General features: G+C 55.0%; 18 protein-coding genes and 1 pseudogene. 11 read left to right on the top strand and 8 right to left on the bottom strand.

The window, feature by feature from the left end; translation table 11 throughout:
* Positions 1-4 precede the first annotated feature (4 nt).
* The 4 genes from BLU05_RS07165 to sppA all read right to left on the bottom strand — a co-directional run bounded on the left by BLU05_RS07165 (position 5) and on the right by sppA (position 2,748).
* Positions 5-979: a bifunctional Delta(1)-pyrroline-2-carboxylate/Delta(1)-piperideine-2-carboxylate reductase gene (locus tag BLU05_RS07165; RefSeq protein ID WP_091880132.1), complete on the bottom strand. Its 975-nt coding sequence runs from the start codon at positions 977-979 to the stop codon at positions 5-7.
* A 24-nt stretch (positions 980-1,003) separates the two neighbouring features.
* Positions 1,004-1,333 carry a LapA family protein gene (locus BLU05_RS07160; RefSeq protein WP_091878881.1) on the bottom strand — a complete coding sequence of 110 codons (330 nt, stop codon included), beginning with the start codon at positions 1,331-1,333 and terminating at the stop codon, positions 1,004-1,006.
* A gap of 69 nt (positions 1,334-1,402) precedes the next feature.
* On the bottom strand, positions 1,403-1,684 hold the full coding sequence (locus BLU05_RS07155) for an integration host factor subunit beta (protein ID WP_091878879.1): 282 nt from the start codon (positions 1,682-1,684) through the stop codon (positions 1,403-1,405).
* A gap of 77 nt (positions 1,685-1,761) precedes the next feature.
* Positions 1,762-2,748, bottom strand: a complete 987-nt coding sequence (gene sppA, locus BLU05_RS07150) for a signal peptide peptidase SppA (protein ID WP_091880130.1) — start codon at positions 2,746-2,748, stop codon at positions 1,762-1,764.
* 259 nt (positions 2,749-3,007) lie between these two features.
* Here sppA and lptC point away from each other — a divergent pair, with 259 nt between their 5' ends.
* The 6 genes and pseudogenes from lptC to ptsN all read left to right on the top strand — a co-directional run bounded on the left by lptC (position 3,008) and on the right by ptsN (position 8,421).
* On the top strand, positions 3,008-3,745 hold the full coding sequence (gene lptC / locus BLU05_RS07145) for an LPS export ABC transporter periplasmic protein LptC (RefSeq protein WP_091878878.1): 738 nt from the start codon (positions 3,008-3,010) through the stop codon (positions 3,743-3,745).
* 44 nt (positions 3,746-3,789) lie between these two features.
* Entirely contained in the window at positions 3,790-4,422 is a 633-nt protein-coding gene (locus BLU05_RS07140; RefSeq protein WP_091878876.1) for an LptA/OstA family protein, read from the top strand.
* Between the two features lie 109 nt (positions 4,423-4,531).
* Positions 4,532-5,260: pseudogene (gene lptB / locus BLU05_RS07135) on the top strand (LPS export ABC transporter ATP-binding protein); the annotation flags it as partial.
* A 168-nt stretch (positions 5,261-5,428) separates the two neighbouring features.
* Positions 5,429-7,093: an RNA polymerase factor sigma-54 gene (gene rpoN / locus BLU05_RS07130; RefSeq protein WP_091878873.1), complete on the top strand. Its 1,665-nt coding sequence runs from the start codon at positions 5,429-5,431 to the stop codon at positions 7,091-7,093.
* Positions 7,094-7,299: 206 nt separating this feature from the next.
* On the top strand, positions 7,300-7,893 hold the full coding sequence (gene raiA / locus BLU05_RS07125) for a ribosome hibernation-promoting factor, HPF/YfiA family (protein WP_091878871.1): 594 nt from the start codon (positions 7,300-7,302) through the stop codon (positions 7,891-7,893).
* A 63-nt stretch (positions 7,894-7,956) separates the two neighbouring features.
* Positions 7,957-8,421, top strand: a complete 465-nt coding sequence (ptsN, locus tag BLU05_RS07120; RefSeq protein ID WP_091878869.1) for a PTS IIA-like nitrogen regulatory protein PtsN — start codon at positions 7,957-7,959, stop codon at positions 8,419-8,421.
* Between the two features lie 59 nt (positions 8,422-8,480).
* On the opposite strand, the gene BLU05_RS07115 is transcribed toward ptsN, so the two are convergent.
* The gene (locus BLU05_RS07115; RefSeq protein ID WP_091878868.1) at positions 8,481-9,377 is read right to left on the bottom strand and encodes a DMT family transporter; all 897 of its coding nucleotides are present in this window, start codon (positions 9,375-9,377) and stop codon (positions 8,481-8,483) included.
* 102 nt (positions 9,378-9,479) lie between these two features.
* Between BLU05_RS07115 and BLU05_RS07110 the strand changes: the two genes are divergently transcribed.
* Positions 9,480-10,337 (top strand): LysR substrate-binding domain-containing protein, encoded by an 858-nt coding sequence (locus BLU05_RS07110; RefSeq protein WP_091878867.1) that lies wholly within the window; start codon positions 9,480-9,482, stop codon positions 10,335-10,337.
* Positions 10,338-10,340: 3 nt separating this feature from the next.
* Here the strand turns inward: BLU05_RS07110 and BLU05_RS07105 are convergent, their stop codons facing one another.
* The 3 genes from BLU05_RS07105 to BLU05_RS07095 all read right to left on the bottom strand — a co-directional run bounded on the left by BLU05_RS07105 (position 10,341) and on the right by BLU05_RS07095 (position 12,269).
* Entirely contained in the window at positions 10,341-10,724 is a 384-nt protein-coding gene (locus tag BLU05_RS07105) for a cupin domain-containing protein (protein WP_091878865.1), read from the bottom strand.
* A 166-nt stretch (positions 10,725-10,890) separates the two neighbouring features.
* The gene (locus tag BLU05_RS07100) at positions 10,891-11,802 is read right to left on the bottom strand and encodes an agmatinase (RefSeq protein WP_091878863.1); all 912 of its coding nucleotides are present in this window, start codon (positions 11,800-11,802) and stop codon (positions 10,891-10,893) included.
* A gap of 32 nt (positions 11,803-11,834) precedes the next feature.
* Positions 11,835-12,269, bottom strand: coding sequence for a Fur family transcriptional regulator (locus BLU05_RS07095; protein ID WP_091878862.1), 435 nt, complete (start codon positions 12,267-12,269; stop codon positions 11,835-11,837).
* 279 nt (positions 12,270-12,548) lie between these two features.
* Between BLU05_RS07095 and BLU05_RS07085 the strand changes: the two genes are divergently transcribed.
* The 4 genes from BLU05_RS07085 to BLU05_RS07070 are packed head-to-tail and all read left to right on the top strand — an operon-like array spanning position 12,549 to position 16,001.
* Positions 12,549-13,400 carry a metal ABC transporter substrate-binding protein gene (locus tag BLU05_RS07085; protein ID WP_244518294.1) on the top strand — a complete coding sequence of 284 codons (852 nt, stop codon included), beginning with the start codon at positions 12,549-12,551 and terminating at the stop codon, positions 13,398-13,400.
* Positions 13,397-14,296: a manganese/iron ABC transporter ATP-binding protein gene (locus tag BLU05_RS07080; RefSeq protein WP_091878859.1), complete on the top strand. Its 900-nt coding sequence runs from the start codon at positions 13,397-13,399 to the stop codon at positions 14,294-14,296. Before BLU05_RS07085 ends, BLU05_RS07080 begins: the two co-directional genes overlap by 4 nt.
* On the top strand, positions 14,293-15,153 hold the full coding sequence (locus BLU05_RS07075) for a metal ABC transporter permease (protein ID WP_091878857.1): 861 nt from the start codon (positions 14,293-14,295) through the stop codon (positions 15,151-15,153). The genes BLU05_RS07080 and BLU05_RS07075 overlap by 4 nt, the downstream gene beginning before the upstream one ends.
* A complete protein-coding gene (locus BLU05_RS07070; RefSeq protein WP_091878856.1) occupies positions 15,150-16,001 on the top strand; it encodes a metal ABC transporter permease in 852 nt (283 codons plus the stop codon). Before BLU05_RS07075 ends, BLU05_RS07070 begins: the two co-directional genes overlap by 4 nt.
* Positions 16,002-16,007: the final 6 nt, after the last annotated feature.

The raw sequence follows: 16,007 nt of genomic DNA, 5'->3' as shown, positions 1-16,007 counted from the left end.
ACACTCAAATCGAGGCAGCAATCGCCTTTTCATAGACCAGAATACCCGCCGCAAGGTCTTCCAAGGCAGCACCTACGGACTTGAACAAGGTGATTTCGTCAGGTGATTGGCGCCCTTTGACCTTGCCGCGCGTGAGATCGAACAGGTCGCCGATTACATGGCTTTCGCTGATCACACCCGCTTTGATTGGCTGGACAATATCGCCGCCTTCTTTCAGCGCGCCTTCTTTCGTGTCGACAAACACCCGCGCAAGCTTGACGCATTCATCATCGCTTTCGCGCATGGCAGGGGTGAAAGCACCGATAAGGTCGACATGAGCGCCCTTTTTCAGGTGTCTGCCAAGAATGAGTGGCTCGGTAGAAAGCGTTCCTGCCGCGATAATGTCGGCATCGCCAATGGCTGCATCCTTATCGGTGACTGCTTTGGCATTGAACCCTTCGGCAACAAGCTCCGCAGCCACTTTCTGCGCATTGTCGAAATTGCGGTTCCAGATGGAAATCTCGCGGATCGGCCTCACAGAACTGTGCGCACGGGCAAGGAAGCCTGATAGCGCGCCTGCGCCGAGGATAACGAGTTTGGATGCATCTTCGCGGGCAAGATAGCGGGCGGCAAGGGCGGAAGCACCCGCGGTGCGCCACGTGGTCAATCGTTGACCATCAATCAGAGCTTTGGGTTCACCAGTTTTGCCGTCGAGCAGGAGATAGACACCCATGACGGCAGGTTTGGCGATGGCGCCATTGTCAGGGGAGACGGTGACGATCTTGACGCCCATATAGCCTTTCGTGGAATCGCCAAGTGCATCGAAATCCGACCAGGCGGGCATCAGCAAAAGTGTCGATGCAGCGCCGTCAGGGCGGTCAACCGTATGGTGATGGCGGACAGGCTGGATCACGCCCTGCCGGAACGCCGTTTCGATGGCATTGATCATATCCGGCCAGTTCAACAGCCCGTCGACCTCAGCCGGTGAGACCAGTTTCATCATAAATCCTTGAAAGTATGCTGTTTAATGCAGCGATGGGAGATTGGGTGTTGACTGGGTGGCGGCTGATTTCCGCGCTTCTATGCGCAGGAGTTCCGCTTCCTGTTTGCGTTGGCGCGCCAGCTTGCGATGCTTGCCCTGATTGAACCAGGTGGCAAAACTGCCAAGGATCAGGCCGATGATGAGTGCAAGAAACAGCCAGACGAACAGGGGGGCCGAATAGGAAAGCCCGGGATTTCCCGGATTGAAGGGATCAATCGTGAAGGTCACCAGCCCGCGATTGGCCACCGACAAGGCAATCAGAATGACGGCAAGCGGCACAAGAATGAGGACGACAACAACGCGATTGATCATTTCTCTCTCCAGGGTGACGGCACTTTACAAATAGTCAGGCAATGGAGCCGCCCCGGCTTGTCACTGCGCTCAGTCGGCGTTCAGCCTGTCGCGCAATTCCTTGCCGGTCTTGAAAAATGGCACCCATTTTTCTTCGACCTCGACACTGTCGCCGGTACGGGGATTGCGGCCGCTGCGGGCGGGACGGTTTTTCACCGAGAACGCACCGAAGCCACGCAGCTCGACCCGGTTTCCCTCCGCCAGAGCATCGGTGATCTCGTCAAATATGGCGCCGACGATATTTTCGACATCACGTTGAAACAGGTGCGGATTGCGGTTGGCAATGATCTGGACGAGCTCTGATTTGATCACGGCATAATCCCTTCTGGTTCAAGTTCAGACAACATCGCCATTATGACTATGTCACTGATCCTGTAAGCTTAAATATCCTATTGCGCCCCGACAGGCCTGCCGTCAACGTGCCAAACTGAAACGAGCCCGTCAAGGAAGATACGATCACCGGTCAAATCCTTGAGCAAGCCAGTGCTTTCCTGCGGAATGCCGAGATATTCCGCCAGCATTTTCAATGCTGATTGCGACAGAAGCGAACTAAAAGCGGTTTTTTGAACGGGTTTCCATTCAACTACGGGTAATTTCTCGTCCACACCCTTGGTTTTCAGCCATGCAACAGACTTGTCTTCGCCGCCAAGCTCATCGATGAGCTTGTTGGCAAGTGCCTGTCTGCCAGTGAAAACAGAGCCGTCGGCGAGCGCAAGCGTCTGCTCACGGGTAAATTTGCGCCGCTCCTGCACAATTCCGACAAACCAGTCATAGGAATCCATGATCATGCGATGGATCATCGCTTTGGCTTCATCGCTTGCGGGATTGAAAAAGTTTGGCTCAGCCTTGAGCGGGCTGGATTTGATCGTTTCGACTTTGACGCCGATCTTTGTCAGCAATTCGGAAATGTCAGGATATTGAAAAAGTACGCCGATAGACCCGACGATGGAAGACTGGCGTGCGACGATATGATCCGAACCGCTGGCAATCATGTAACCCGCCGAAGCGGCAAGGGTACCCACCTGCGCGACCACGGGCTTTTTCGCTGCGATCTTGCGGACCGCTTCGTAAATGGCTTCTCCACCAGCAGTGGTGCCGCCGGGCGAATCCACCGAGAGGATGACGCCTTTTACCGCAGCAGAATCAGCAACTTCACCAAGGCGCTTGATGAGTTCGTCATTCTCGAAAATGGTTCCCTCGATGCGAACTTTGGCGATATGCGGGGCAGTTTTGCCCGAAAGGCGGTCGGAGCCGGAGAGAAAACCGTAGAGCCCGATCAATGCAAGTGCCACCACAAGCAGGGCAAGAACGCGCCAGAATGTCAGCTTGCGCCGGAGACGACGCCTGTCGATAATTGCGTCAGCGGTGTTTGCCATCGTCTTGTCCGTTTCCTGTCCAATTGAATGCAAGCATTCTTCTGCGGCAACATTCTGAGGATGTCCAGAGCCTTGAGTCTGGTGTACTGAACGATATAGGCAATTCGCCGCGCACCTTGTATATGGGCAGATGACGGCATACTTGTTCGATCAGATGCGACTTTTGCCATGGGCGCTCGTTCGTTTCATCGAAAAATAACCACATTGGCGTTCAACTAACGCAGCGCCAGTAGATATCAATCGGTAGTATAACCAACTTATGTCCATTGAACTTAAACATACGCATCCTAACGGTGATGCAACAGCCGCTGCTGCGCAGCATGCGGAAGTTGCGCGGCAATTTGCTGCCACCGAAAAGGAATCGCACGTTTTTCGTGCGGCGGAGCGTCATTCCAGGCGTGTGCGCTTCCTGAAGTTCGCGCTGCCGACGATCGCATTGGTTGGCGCCGGTGTGTTTTCCTGGTTCACTTTCTTTTCCACGACCAATATTCCAAGCAATATCTCGTTGGACAGTGCCGGCATTCAGGACGGCAAGCTTGTCATGACCAATCCGAAGCTTGATGGCTTCACCAAGGACAAGCTCCCCTACAAGATGGGTGCGGAACGCGCGCTTCAGGATGTCGGTAACAGCTCCCTGATCACGCTTGAGAATATCAATGCTGAAATTCCTGTTGGCGCGGAATTGCGTGCGCAGGTGCATGCCAAGTCAGGTCTTTATGACAATGCCAACCGTCAGCTGAAGCTGGACAACGACATAACGCTGACAACTTCAGATGGTATGAAGGCACAGTTGAAATCCGCCGATATCAATATAGAAGCGAACACGATGTCGACCGATCAGCCGGTCAGGATCGAGAATAGCAGTGCCAGTATTGTCGCAGACAGCATGAAAATTACTCAGAGCGGCAAAGTAATGGTCTTTGAAAAGGGTGTCAGGCTTGTCATTCAGCCCGCAAAGCTGCAAGAAGGTCGCAAGGAAGCCAAATCACAACAGTGATTGTGGGCCTCATGGGGATATCCCGGATTTAGGAGATTGAGACAATGTCGCGCGGGACAAGACTGATCAGCATATCGACTGTTGCATTGGGTATTTTGGCAACCTCCATGATTGGTCCTGTCGCAGCACAGGATGCGAGCAAGGCCGTTGCTCCAAACGGTATGAAGCTTTCGAGCGATCAGCCCATCCAGATCGATTCTGATCGGCTCGATGTTCACAATGATGTCGGTACAGCAACTTTTACTGGCAATGTATCGGTTGTACAGGGCACCACGTTGATGAAGGCCGGCTCGATGGTCGTTTATTACGTGAAGAAGCCTGAGAAGACCGAGGCGGAAAAAGCAGCCGACAAAGCTGCGAAAAAGACGGAAACCAACCCTGCTTCGCCTGCAGGAGCCGGTGCCCAGGACATTGATCATATCGAGGTCAATGACAAGGTCTACGTCAAGTCAGAGGATCAGGTTGCCACGGGCGATCACGGTACGTTTGACATGAAGACCCAGGTTCTGGTCCTGACCGGTAGCAAGGTTGTTCTGTCTCAGGGCGACAATGTCGGTGTCGGCTGCAAGCTGACCGTGCAGATGAAGAGCGGACAGGCCCAGCTTGAAAGCTGCAAGAATGGCCAGACTGGCCGTGTCTCTATCGTTGTCGCACCGAAAAGTGCTCCGAAAAACTAGACCGGCGGTATAAGTGTCCCTGTTCTCGCGTCGATCCACCCAGACTCCCGTATCGCCAGACGCTCGCATTTCTCAGGAAATGCGGGCCGCTGATCCAACTGCTACGGATCGGATGAAGGGCACGCTCGTCGCGCGCGGCATCACCAAGAGCTATAATGGCCGTCAGGTGGTCAATGGCGTTTCCTTCGGCGTGCGCGCCGGTGAAGCTGTTGGTATTCTGGGTCCGAACGGCGCTGGCAAGACCACCTGTTTTTACATGGTCACCGGGCTGGTGCCCGTTGATAAGGGCAATATCGAGATCGATGGCTTTGATGTCACGACAATGCCGATGTATCGCCGTTCGCGCCTTGGCATTGGTTATCTGCCGCAGGAAGCGTCCATTTTCCGTGGTCTCTCCGTCGAAAACAATATCAAGGCCGTACTCGAAGTTGTCGAGAAGGATCGCTCGGCGCGGGCACAGGAACTGGATTCCCTTTTGGAAGAGTTTCACATTGCCCATCTGCGCAAGGCCCCGGCGCTTTCGCTGTCGGGTGGCGAGCGGCGGCGTCTCGAAATTGCGCGCGCTTTGGCTTCGCGGCCCAATTTCATGCTGCTGGACGAACCCTTTGCCGGTGTTGACCCGATTGCGGTGGCCGATATTCAGCAACTCGTGCGCCATTTGACCAGCCGTGGCATCGGTGTGCTCATCACTGACCACAATGTGCGCGAGACATTGAAGCTGATCGACCGTGCCTATATTATTCATGCTGGTCAGGTTCTGACCCATGGCCGTCCGGATGAAATTATTGCCAATCCGGATGTTCGGCGTCTTTATCTCGGCGATCAGTTCAAGCTTTGATTTTGTCGATTTCTGGTGACTTTTCGCCAGAAATTGCTTCCTGAGCCGTGTATCAAGACGAATTTTCCTGAAAAAGAGTCGTTTTTTGCTTTGTCGGAATTGACAAGCAAGGATTGGGCCAGTTCTGTACATTGAAAAGAATTTCGTACAGGGGTCCTTGCGTTCACCATGGCATTGTCGCCAAAACTCGATTTGAGGCAAACACAGTCGCTGGTGATGACGCCACTGCTAATGCAGTCGATTCGGCTGTTGCAATTGACCTATGTCGAGCTTGAGCAGTTTATCGAACAGGAGATTGAAAAAAATCCTCTGCTGGAACGCGATGATCCGGCAAGCGAGCATTTTTCCTTTGAAAGCAGGGGCACATCAGACGAGCGGGGACCCGGAGAGGCTGGTGATTACTCCCGGAGTGTCAATAGTGGCGACGCTGGTGAACATCGGGATACATCCGACACGGGCGAACAGACTGAGCACTGGCTCGTCAGTGGCGAGACCACCAGCTCCGGTTCGATGTCCGATACATTCGACAGTTCGCTGGAAAATATCTTTCCCGATGACCCCGGAACCCATGATTTCATTGCAGGCGATCTTGCGACGCAGTGGAAATCATCTTCCGGTGATGGGTATGTGTCGACGGGTGGTGAAGGGTTCAACCTCGAACAGGTGACGGCTTCGCCTCTGACTTTGCGCGACCATGTGGGCGAACAGATCATCTTTGCTTTTGTTGATGCTGCGGACCGGTTGATTGCGGCGGAGCTCGCCGATCATCTTGACGAAATGGGCTATCTGCGCGCTGATGTGGATGAAATTGCCGAGAGATTGGGTGTTGATGCGGCCCATATCTGTAAGCTCGTCACAGTCTTGCAGACATTCGAACCCGCGGGCCTTTTTGCCCGCGATCTGGCTGAGTGTCTGGCCATTCAGCTCCGCGCCAAAAACCGGCTCGATCCGGCGATGACGATGCTTCTGCAGAATCTGGAACTGCTCGCCAAGCGGGATTTCCAGACCTTGAGAAAGCTGTGCCGTGTCACGGATACGGACCTTCTCGATATGCTCAAGGAGATCAGGCTGCTGGATCCAAAGCCGGGAACAGCATTTTCCTCTGGCGTGGCTGATAGCATCATTCCGGACGTTCAGGTTGATATGGCGCCTGATGGGACTTGGAATATCGAACTCAATCCCGATGCTTTGCCACGCGTTCTCGTCAACAACACCTATTATGCGACGATTGCCAAAGTCACCGCATCTCCGGCCGAGAAGGGTTTTTTGAGCGAATGTTTGCAAAATGCCAACTGGTTGACCCGCAGTCTGGACCAGCGAGCACAGACAATTTTGAAAGTGGCGACGGAAATTGTACGCCAGCAGTCGGAGTTTCTGCAATTTGGCGTGGCACATCTAAAGCCGCTTAACCTGCGAAATGTGGCTGACGCCATCGGTATGCATGAATCAACAGTGAGCCGCGTAACCGCCAATAAATACATGCTGACGAAGCGTGGTGTTTTCGAGTTGCGTTACTTCTTCAATGCCGGAATTTCGGCCACCGAAGGCGGCGAGCAGCATTCTTCACAGTCTGTCCGGCATCAAATCAAGCTTCTTATCGACAATGAAAAGCCTGAGGATATTTTGTCCGACGATACAATTGTGGATCTTTTGAAGGGCCAGGGCGTTGATATTGCACGGCGTACCGTTGCGAAATACCGGGAAGCGATGAACATCGCTTCCTCGGTCCAAAGGCGCCGCGAGAAAAAAGCACAGGCTTCTGTGCGCAAGGGTGACGGAAACTCTGGATTCATCCGCCACACAGGTGTAGAATCGCGACGAGTGGGTAAATGAACCGGACCATAGAAGTCCGGTCAAGGGAGAGTGAAGCGCCGGTAATTTGCGTCAATTGAAGCGAAAGCGCGCCTTTGGATATGAAGAATCAGAAAGTGAAATGTGATGAATCGCTCGCAGGGAATGTGCGGGATGTCTTTGCTCGTCTTACAACAACAGTGTAGATTGGCTCGGGCAATGAAAAGTCACAACGAAGGTGAGGTATCATGAGTCTGCGTGTATCTGGGAAACATATGGACATTGGTGACGCTTTCCGCATTCGCATTGACGAACGGATCGGCGAGATGGTTACCAAGTATTTCGATGGCGGATATACAGGCCACGTCACAGTGGAGAAGCAGGGGTCGCGTTTTATCGCAGACTGCCTGATCCGTCTCGATACCGGCACGGTGTTGCAGGCAGCGGGCGAGGCACAGGATCCTCAGCTTGCTTTCGATGCAGCCGGAGAACGCGTGGACAAGCGTCTTCGCCGTTACAAGCGGCGTCTGAAATCGCATCAGGCACCGGGCTCCAACGGTGTTTTCGACGATATTTCCTACCGGGTCGTAGCCCCTGTACCGGATGAGGATGAGGATATTCCGGAAGATTACGCACCGACAATCGTGGCTGAGACGTCCATGGCGCTCAGAAGCATGAGTGTCGCGTCTGCTGTGGTCGAGCTTGATCTGAAAGATAGTCCAGTGGTTGTCTTCCGCAACTCTGGAAGTACGCAGGTGAATATCGTATACCGCCGCGCTGACGGCAACATCGGCTGGATCGATCCATCGGCCGTTGCCGGTCAGAACGGCGCCGGCTCATAGGCGAAATTTGAACTACCGTCCGCGCTCTAAAAGCGCGGACGGTAATCAGGAAGGAAGAGAATAATGGATCTGGGTGATCTCATTCAGCCCGACGCTGTCCTGCCCGCATTGAAAGTCAATTCCAAAAAGCAGCTTTTGCAAATCATGTCGGAAAAGGCAGCCGCCTTGACCGGTTTGACGGAGCGGGAAGTGTTCGACACTGTCCTGCAGCGGGAGCGCCTTGGTTCGACCGGTGTTGGCAATGGCATTGCCATTCCGCATGGCAAGATCAACAGCGTGAAGCGAATTACCGGGGTCTTTGCGCAGCTCGAAACGCCTGTCGATTTCGAAGCGCTTGATGATCAGCCTGTGGATATTGTTTTCCTTCTGCTGGCGCCTGAAAATGCCGGTGCTGATCATCTGAAGGCTTTGTCACGCATTGCACGTATGCTGCGTGATCCCGAGAGAATTGCCAAATTGCGCACCGCCCATGATGCGAGCCTTATCTATGAATTGCTGACGGCGCAGCCTGCATCCAACGCCGCCTGATTCTTTTTATATTGTTTGAAGAGAAAGCTGCCTCCGGGCGGTTTTTTCGTTTCCATACATCAGGCAGCCGAAGCATGCCGGAACGGGATTTGCCAGCCGAGCCGCACACCAAGTGTGCCGCAGGCAATCAGCAGCATTCCGGCGGCCTGCGCTATTCCCAATGGATGGCCGTAAATTGCCCAGTCAACAATGATGGCGACGATCGGATAGATGAAGGTCAATACGCCGATGACAGGTGTCTGCAGGCGCGGATAGGCCGAATAGATCAGGATATAGGCAATGCCCGTATGGAAAATGCCAATGCTGGCAAGCCAGCCCCACGAAGCCAGCGGGACAGGTCCCGTCAGATTGGCAAACGGTGCGAGCATGAAAATACCGACGATTGTCTGACAAAGCACGGTGATCTCAGGGCGCTGCTCGCCAAGACCCTTGGCGAGAATCGTTGCCGCTGCATAAAGCATGGCCGCGCCGAGTGACATGACAATACCAAGAACCCAGATTGTGCTGATGGGTGCTGTGCTGCCAACAAGACCACTGGCCAGTACGACGCCAAGAAACGCGCCGAGCATCCAGATGATCTGATCACGGGTGATGCGTTCCTTGAGTAGGGTTGCGCCGATGAGGACAACGAAGAATGGTTGGATGTGATAGATGATTGTGGTGGTTGCAATGGACGTCATGCGGAAACCGGCAAAGAACGAAACCCAGCTTAGCACCATGCAAATCCCGCCAAGCGCTGCGCGTGCCAGTCGCGACCAGGAGAGCGTCCGATCAGGCAGATAGCCGCGCAGAAAGCACCATGCGCCGAGAAAGATCGTACCAAACACGCAGCGCCAGAACACAATCGTTACCGGATCAAGCCGTGTTTCCGTTGCAAATGCGCCCACTGTGCCAATGATGACCATGGCAATGGCAAGCCGGGCAGCTGGAAAACGTTCTGAAAGCGGCTCGGCCATGACGGGTCATTCCTGAATAATTGGATGCCCAGTTAGCCTCGATAGTTTCATCCAAACAAACGAATAGATTTGTAAGAAACTATTCGTTATGCTGATGGCATTATGGCCGCACCCCTCGACCTTGATCTGCTGCGAACCTTTGTTGCTGTCGTCGAAAGCGGCAGCCTTTCGGCGGCTGCGCCGCGCGTTGGCCGAAGCCAGTCAGCTGTCAGTATGCAGATGCAGCGGCTGGAGCAGGCAGTCGGCAAGCAGCTTCTGATTCGCAATCCGCGTTCAGTCGAACCCAATTTAGCCGGCGAAAGTTTTCTGAATTATGCACGGCGGCTGTTGCGATTATCGGATGAGGCGTGGGCCAATGTCACCCGCCCTGAGGAAACCGGCAGCGTGCGTCTGGGGGTGCCGGATGATTATGCCGCCTTCCTCCTGCCACCCATCCTGTCGCGGTTCGCCGCTGACCATCCGCTGGTTACTGTGGAGCTGGTGTGTGAACAGTCCACATCGCTGGTCAAGGCGATTGAGGATAACCGGGTCGATCTGGCTATTGTGACACGCGTTCAAAAGCAGCCGCTTGAAATTATCCGGCGCGAACGTTTTGTCTGGGTTGCATCACCAACGCACGTTACCTGGGAAAATGACCCGCTTCCCATTGCCCTGTTCGAGTCGGGCTGTGCGGGACGCACCCATGTCTTACAAGCGCTGGGTGATGCGGATCGCAGTTATCGCTGCACTTACTCCAGCGCCAGCCTGCTTGGTCTGATCGCCGTTGTTCAAGCGGGGCTGGCGGTGGCGGGGCTTGCCGCCTGCAGTGTACCGTCCTCACTGCGCATAGTCGGCGAGAATGAGGGCCTGCCGCCGCTGCATGACCTTGAGGTCGGGGTTATGCGTAACCCTACTTCAACGGATGCCGCTGTTAACCGGCTTGATGATTTCCTGCGGCGGAACCTTGCGCAGATAGTGTGAGTTTTAGACCCAAACGTCGTTCTGTGCTGTCCGCGCGCCACCTTCGCGGCCGGTATTGACCACCCCGCGCGGCTCGATCATCATTAAGCGAACTTCCCTCTCCGCATAGGGCTTATGCTCGACCCCCTTGGGCACCACATACATTTCACCCGGTTTGATCGTCACGGACCCATCGCGAAAATCGATGCGCAATTCGCCATCCAAAACGATGAATGCCTCATCGGTTTCCGGATGGTCATGCCAGACGAAATCGCCTTCGAGACGGGCAATCTTGAATTGATAATCGTTGAGTTCAGCCACCACTTTGGGCTGCCACTGTTCGGTGAACAGGCCAAATTTCTGGGAAAAATTGATGGCATTATAAGGCTTTGACGGGGCGGACTGCATGCATGACTCCCTTGGATAATCGCAAGCGGGAGTTATCCGCCAATCGGGAACAGCGGTCTTGTACGTTTGTGCGCAGGAAAAGACTTGTTCCGGCGTTTGCCCTTTCGGCTATAACGCTGCATCCCCGAACGGGTCTGATGTTCTTCTGCGCCGTAACCTCGCAAGGTCAAACCTGCCGGACGAGGGTGCCGATGACATTGACGATAATGCGTGCGGCGGTCAGCGCCGAGAGGCTGTCAATATCGGCGGGCGGATAGAGTTCGACAAGGTCGAATCCTGCGATACTGGCGCACTTGCTGAGACCCGCGATCAGGTCGATGACCTGCGTGTAAGTAAGGCCACCCGGCGTACGCGCCGCCACACCCGGCATAATGCTGGGATCAAGGCTATCGCAGTCGAGGGTAACAACAACGCGTGCTCCTTCAGGGATATGCCGGAGAGCGGCTTCGACGCCTTGAGTATGAACTTCGCGGGCAGTCACAAAACGGCTGCCATAGTGCCGGGCTGCTTCAATGTCGGTAAGGCGCGCGCTACCAACGCTGCGCAGGCCGACCTGCACAATCCCGGCGACGTGCGACATCTCGCTCGCCCGGCGCATCGGGCTCGAATAACCGTGGCGCTCGCCATGCACTTCGTCGCGCCAGTCAATATGAGCGTCTATCTGAAGAATCCAGACAGGCCCGTGATCTGCAAAGCCGGCGAGGAAGGGTATGGTGACAGAGCAGTCGCCGCCGAGCACGATGGGTAAGGCTGGCAATGCCAGAACCGCGCGCGTCCGCGCTTCGATCCGGGCCCGGTTGCCAGCGTTGTCATACATCGTCGTTGGAATGTCACCCGTATCGACGCAACAGACCGGCTTGCCGTCAAAAAGTGGACCGCCGAGATCAAAATCCCAGTGCTCGACGAGTGCGGTATCGTCTTGACTCGCAGCGCGGATCGCGTTGGCAGCCGAGTGATAGGCGCTGCTGTCCTTGCCGGGATAAGTGCTGCCGTGACCGGCTCCGAAGATCACCATGCGGGGCGTATGGCCCTCGGTCAGTCGTTCAGGAAACCCGAGAAAGGGAGGAAAGGCGGTCATTGTTTTTTGTCAATCCGTTGCTCAGAGCAGACTTATTCAGGCCGTTTTGATTTCCGTCCGTAAAGCTCAAGCCGGTGATGGATGATGTCATAGCCAAGGGCGCGGGCGATTTCTTCCTGCAACTTCTCGATCTTATCGGACTGGAATTCGATAACGTCACCCGTATCGACATCGATCAGATGATCATGATGCTCGCCGTGCGCCTGTTCAAAACGCGAGGGTCCGCCATTGAACGCGTGGCGATGGATCGCCCCCATTTCTTCCAAAAGGTTCATGGTACGATACACGGTCGAGAGCGAAATGCTGTCGTCAATTTCGATGGCCCGGTGGAAGATTTTCATCGCATCCGGATGGTCTTCCGTCGAGGTCAGAATATCGAGAATGATTCGGCGGGGGCGGGTGATCCGAACGCCTGCCTTGCGTAACTCTTTCTCGTAATCCGGCTTCTGATTTAGTGCATGTTTCATGAGCGTGATTATGCGCCAGAACGCGTTCAGTTGCAAAGATTCTCAACTGGCTCGCCCAGATATCGGCATTGTTGCACAGAATTTCAGTGATTGGAGCAACCGGCGTGTCAGTCTTCCGGTGAAAATTTCTTTTTGCAAATCATTTGCATTTGCATTGACGGATGAAAAATCGAACGTTATGGAGTAACAATGGCGCTGAAAAAGCCGCGCCATTTTCCCTTGTATGCTGGAGGCGATATGAGATTTTACCGACTGTTGATTGCTGTTTTTGCTCTTTTCATGATTCTCGGCCCGGCATCCGCTGCTGATGGCAAGAAATTCAAGGTGGTCACTACCTTCACGATCATTGCTGATATGGCACGCAATGTTGCGGGTGATGCAGCAGATGTGGATTCGATCACCAAGCCCAATGCGGAAATTCACGATTACCAGCCCACACCCGGTGATATTTTGAAAGCACAGGACGCCAATCTCGTCCTCTGGAATGGTCTTGGCCTTGAGCGCTGGTTCGAAAAATTCTTTGGCAATGTGAAAAACGTGCCAAGTGCTGTTGTCAGCGAGGGTGTTGAGCCCATGGGTATTTCCGAGGGGCCCTATGAGGGCAAGCCAAATCCCCATGCGTGGATGTCGCCCAATGCCGCTCTGATCTATGTGGAGAATATCCGCAAGGCCCTCGGCAAATATGACCCCGATAATGAGGCAATCTATGACCGCAATGCTGCGGCCTATTCGGATAAGATCAAGGCCACCGTCGCGCCCATCCGCGAAAGCCTTGCTGCCGTTCCTGCCGAGCATCGCTGGCTTGTGACCAGTGAAGGTGCCTTCAGCTATCTCGCCCGTGATTTCGACATGAAGGAGCTTTACCTCTGGCCCATCAATGCGGATCAGCAGGGTACGCCCCAGCAGGTTCGTAAGGTCATCGACAAGGTACGTGCCGAAAAAATCCCGGTTGTGTTCAGCGAAAGCACAATTTCCGCCTCGCCCGCCAAGCAGGTGGCGCGCGAGACCGGCGCGAAATATGGCGGTGTCCTCTATGTCGATTCGCTCAGCGATCCCGATGGACCGGTGCCCACCTATCTCGACCTGTTGCGAACTACGGCGCAAACCGTTGCCAAAGGATTTACCCAGTGAGCGCAACCTCCCAAGCGCCCGCCAGTCCCTCCGCCGCAAAGCGAGGGGCTGGCCTCTCCGTACATGACGTCACCGTCACCTATCGCAATGGTCATACGGCCCTGCGCAATGCCAGTTTCGATATCCCGCGCGGGTCGATCACCGCTCTGGTGGGTGTCAATGGCAGCGGCAAGTCCACCCTGTTCAAGGCAATCATGGGTTTTGTCCCGCTTGCCAAGGGATCGGTATCGATCCTTGGCGAAAAGGCGGGACAGGCGCTGAAGCGCAATGTCGTTGCCTATGTCCCGCAGAGCGAGGATGTCGACTGGAATTTTCCTGTACTGGTCGAGGACGTCGTGATGATGGGACGTTACGGCCATATGAACTTTCTGCGTATACCCAAGAAGCGTGACCAGCACATGGTGACGGCGGCGCTCGAACGGGTCGGTATGACCGATTTCCGTAAGCGCCAGATCGGCGAACTCTCCGGGGGCCAGAAGAAGCGGGTGTTTCTGGCCCGCGCGCTGGCGCAGGAAGGGGATATCATTCTGCTGGATGAGCCATTTACCGGCGTCGACGTGCGCACCGAAGAGGCGATTATCGGCCTGCTCCGATCACTGCGCGATGATGGCAAGGTTATGCTGGTCTCCACCCATAATCTCGGCAGTGTCCCCGAATTCTGCGACCGGGCAGTGCTGGTCAACCGCACGGTTCTTGCCTCTGGTCCGACCAAAAAAGTGTTCACGCAGGCCAATCTGGAAATGACTTTCGGCGGTGTGCTCCGGCACTTCATTTTGGGTGGTGTTGATTTGCATGATGACGCCGACCCGCGCAGCGTGACTGTGCTTAGCGATGACGAACGCCCATTCGTTATCTATGGCGAGCCCAAGAGTGGCAAAGGCAAGTCGAAGCCATGACGCAAATCCTGCTTGAACCATTCTCCTATAATTACATGGTCAATGCCATGTGGGTAAGCGCGCTGGTTGGCGCCGTGTGCGCCTTCCTGTCTGCCTATCTGATGCTGAAAGGCTGGTCGCTGATTGGCGATGCGCTCTCCCATTCCATCGTACCGGGCGTTGCCGGTGCCTATATGCTCGGCCTGCCCTTTTCCATCGGTGCGTTCTTCTCCGGTGGTCTTGCGGCCATTGCCATGCTGTTTCTCAACCAGCGAACGAAGCTGAAAGAGGACGCCATCATCGGTCTTATCTTTACCTCCTTCTTTGGGCTCGGCCTGTTCATGATGTCGTTGTCACCGGCCTCGGTGAATATCCAGACCATTGTGCTCGGCAACATTCTCGCCATCACGCCTGAAGACACGTTGCAACTGGTCATCATTTGCGGCGTCTCGCTCGCCGTCCTTCTCGTCAAATGGAAAGATCTGATGGTGACGTTCTTCGATGAAAACCACGCCCGGTCCATCGGCCTCAATCCGCCAGTTCTCAAAATCCTCTTCTTCACACTGCTCAGCGCATCGACGGTTGCAGCCATGCAGACGGTGGGCGCGTTTCTGGTTGTGGCAATGGTTGTCACTCCCGGAGCGACGGCTTACCTGCTGCATGATCGTTTCCCGCGTCTGATCCAGACGAGTGTGGCTATTGGCGCGCTGACCAGTTTTGTCGGATCCTATCTGAGCTACTTCCTTGATGGCGCCACCGGCGGCATTATCGTGGTGTTGCAAACCCTCGTCTTTCTCACCGCCTTTGTCTTCGCACCCAAACACGGAACACTTGCCGCGCGCCGCCGTGCCAAACTGGCACTGGAGGAGGGGGCATGAGCGATCTTGTCCAGCTTCTGTTGCAGCCATTCAATTTCGGCTTCATGCAGCAGGCCTTTGTCATCACGCTGCTGGTGGCCATCCCCATGGGCCTGCTCTCTCCCTTTCTTGTTCTGAAAGGCTGGTCGCTGATGGGTGATGCCATTTCGCACGCGGTGCTGCCCGGTGTGGTCCTTGCCTATATCGCGGGCATACCACTTGCCATCGGCGCTTTTGCTGCGGGTATGATCTGTGCGCTGGCAACCGGTTTTCTCAAGCAGAACAGCCGGGTCAAGGAAGACACGGTTATGGGCGTGGTATTCTCCGGCATGTTCGGGCTTGGCATCGTGCTTTATACCAAGATCCAGTCCGACGTGCATCTCGACCATATTCTGTTCGGCGATATGCTGGGGGTGGCATGGAGTGATATTGCCGAGACAGGTGTCATTGCAGCGGTCACTTTGCTGGCCTTGGGCATCTGGCGGCGCGATCTGCTGCTGCATGCCTTTGATCCGCAGCACGCGCAGGCTATCGGCCTGCCGGTCAAATTCCTGCACTATGGCCTGCTCTGCATCCTGTCGCTTACCATCGTCGGTGCACTCAAGGCCGTTGGTATCATCCTTGCCGTTGCAATGCTGATAGCGCCGGGATCGATTGCATTCCTGCTGACCAGACGCTTCGAGCAGATGCTGCTCGTCTCAGCGGCGGTTGCCGTGGTGACGTCGCTCGCCGGTATCTATCTGAGTTTCTTCCTCGATAGTGCTCCCGCACCGACTATCGTGCTTCTGCTGACAGCAAGCTTCATTCTGGCGTTTCTCGTTTCCAGAAAAAGAACCGCCGCCAGCGCAGAAGCGCAGGCGGCGGAGTAAACGTCG

The sequence above is a fragment of the Phyllobacterium sp. OV277 genome, from assembly GCF_900104355.1.
In the GTDB taxonomy this organism is placed as follows: Bacteria; Pseudomonadota; Alphaproteobacteria; order Rhizobiales; family Rhizobiaceae; genus Phyllobacterium.
This window is presented reverse-complemented; position numbering and strand designations above follow the sequence as displayed.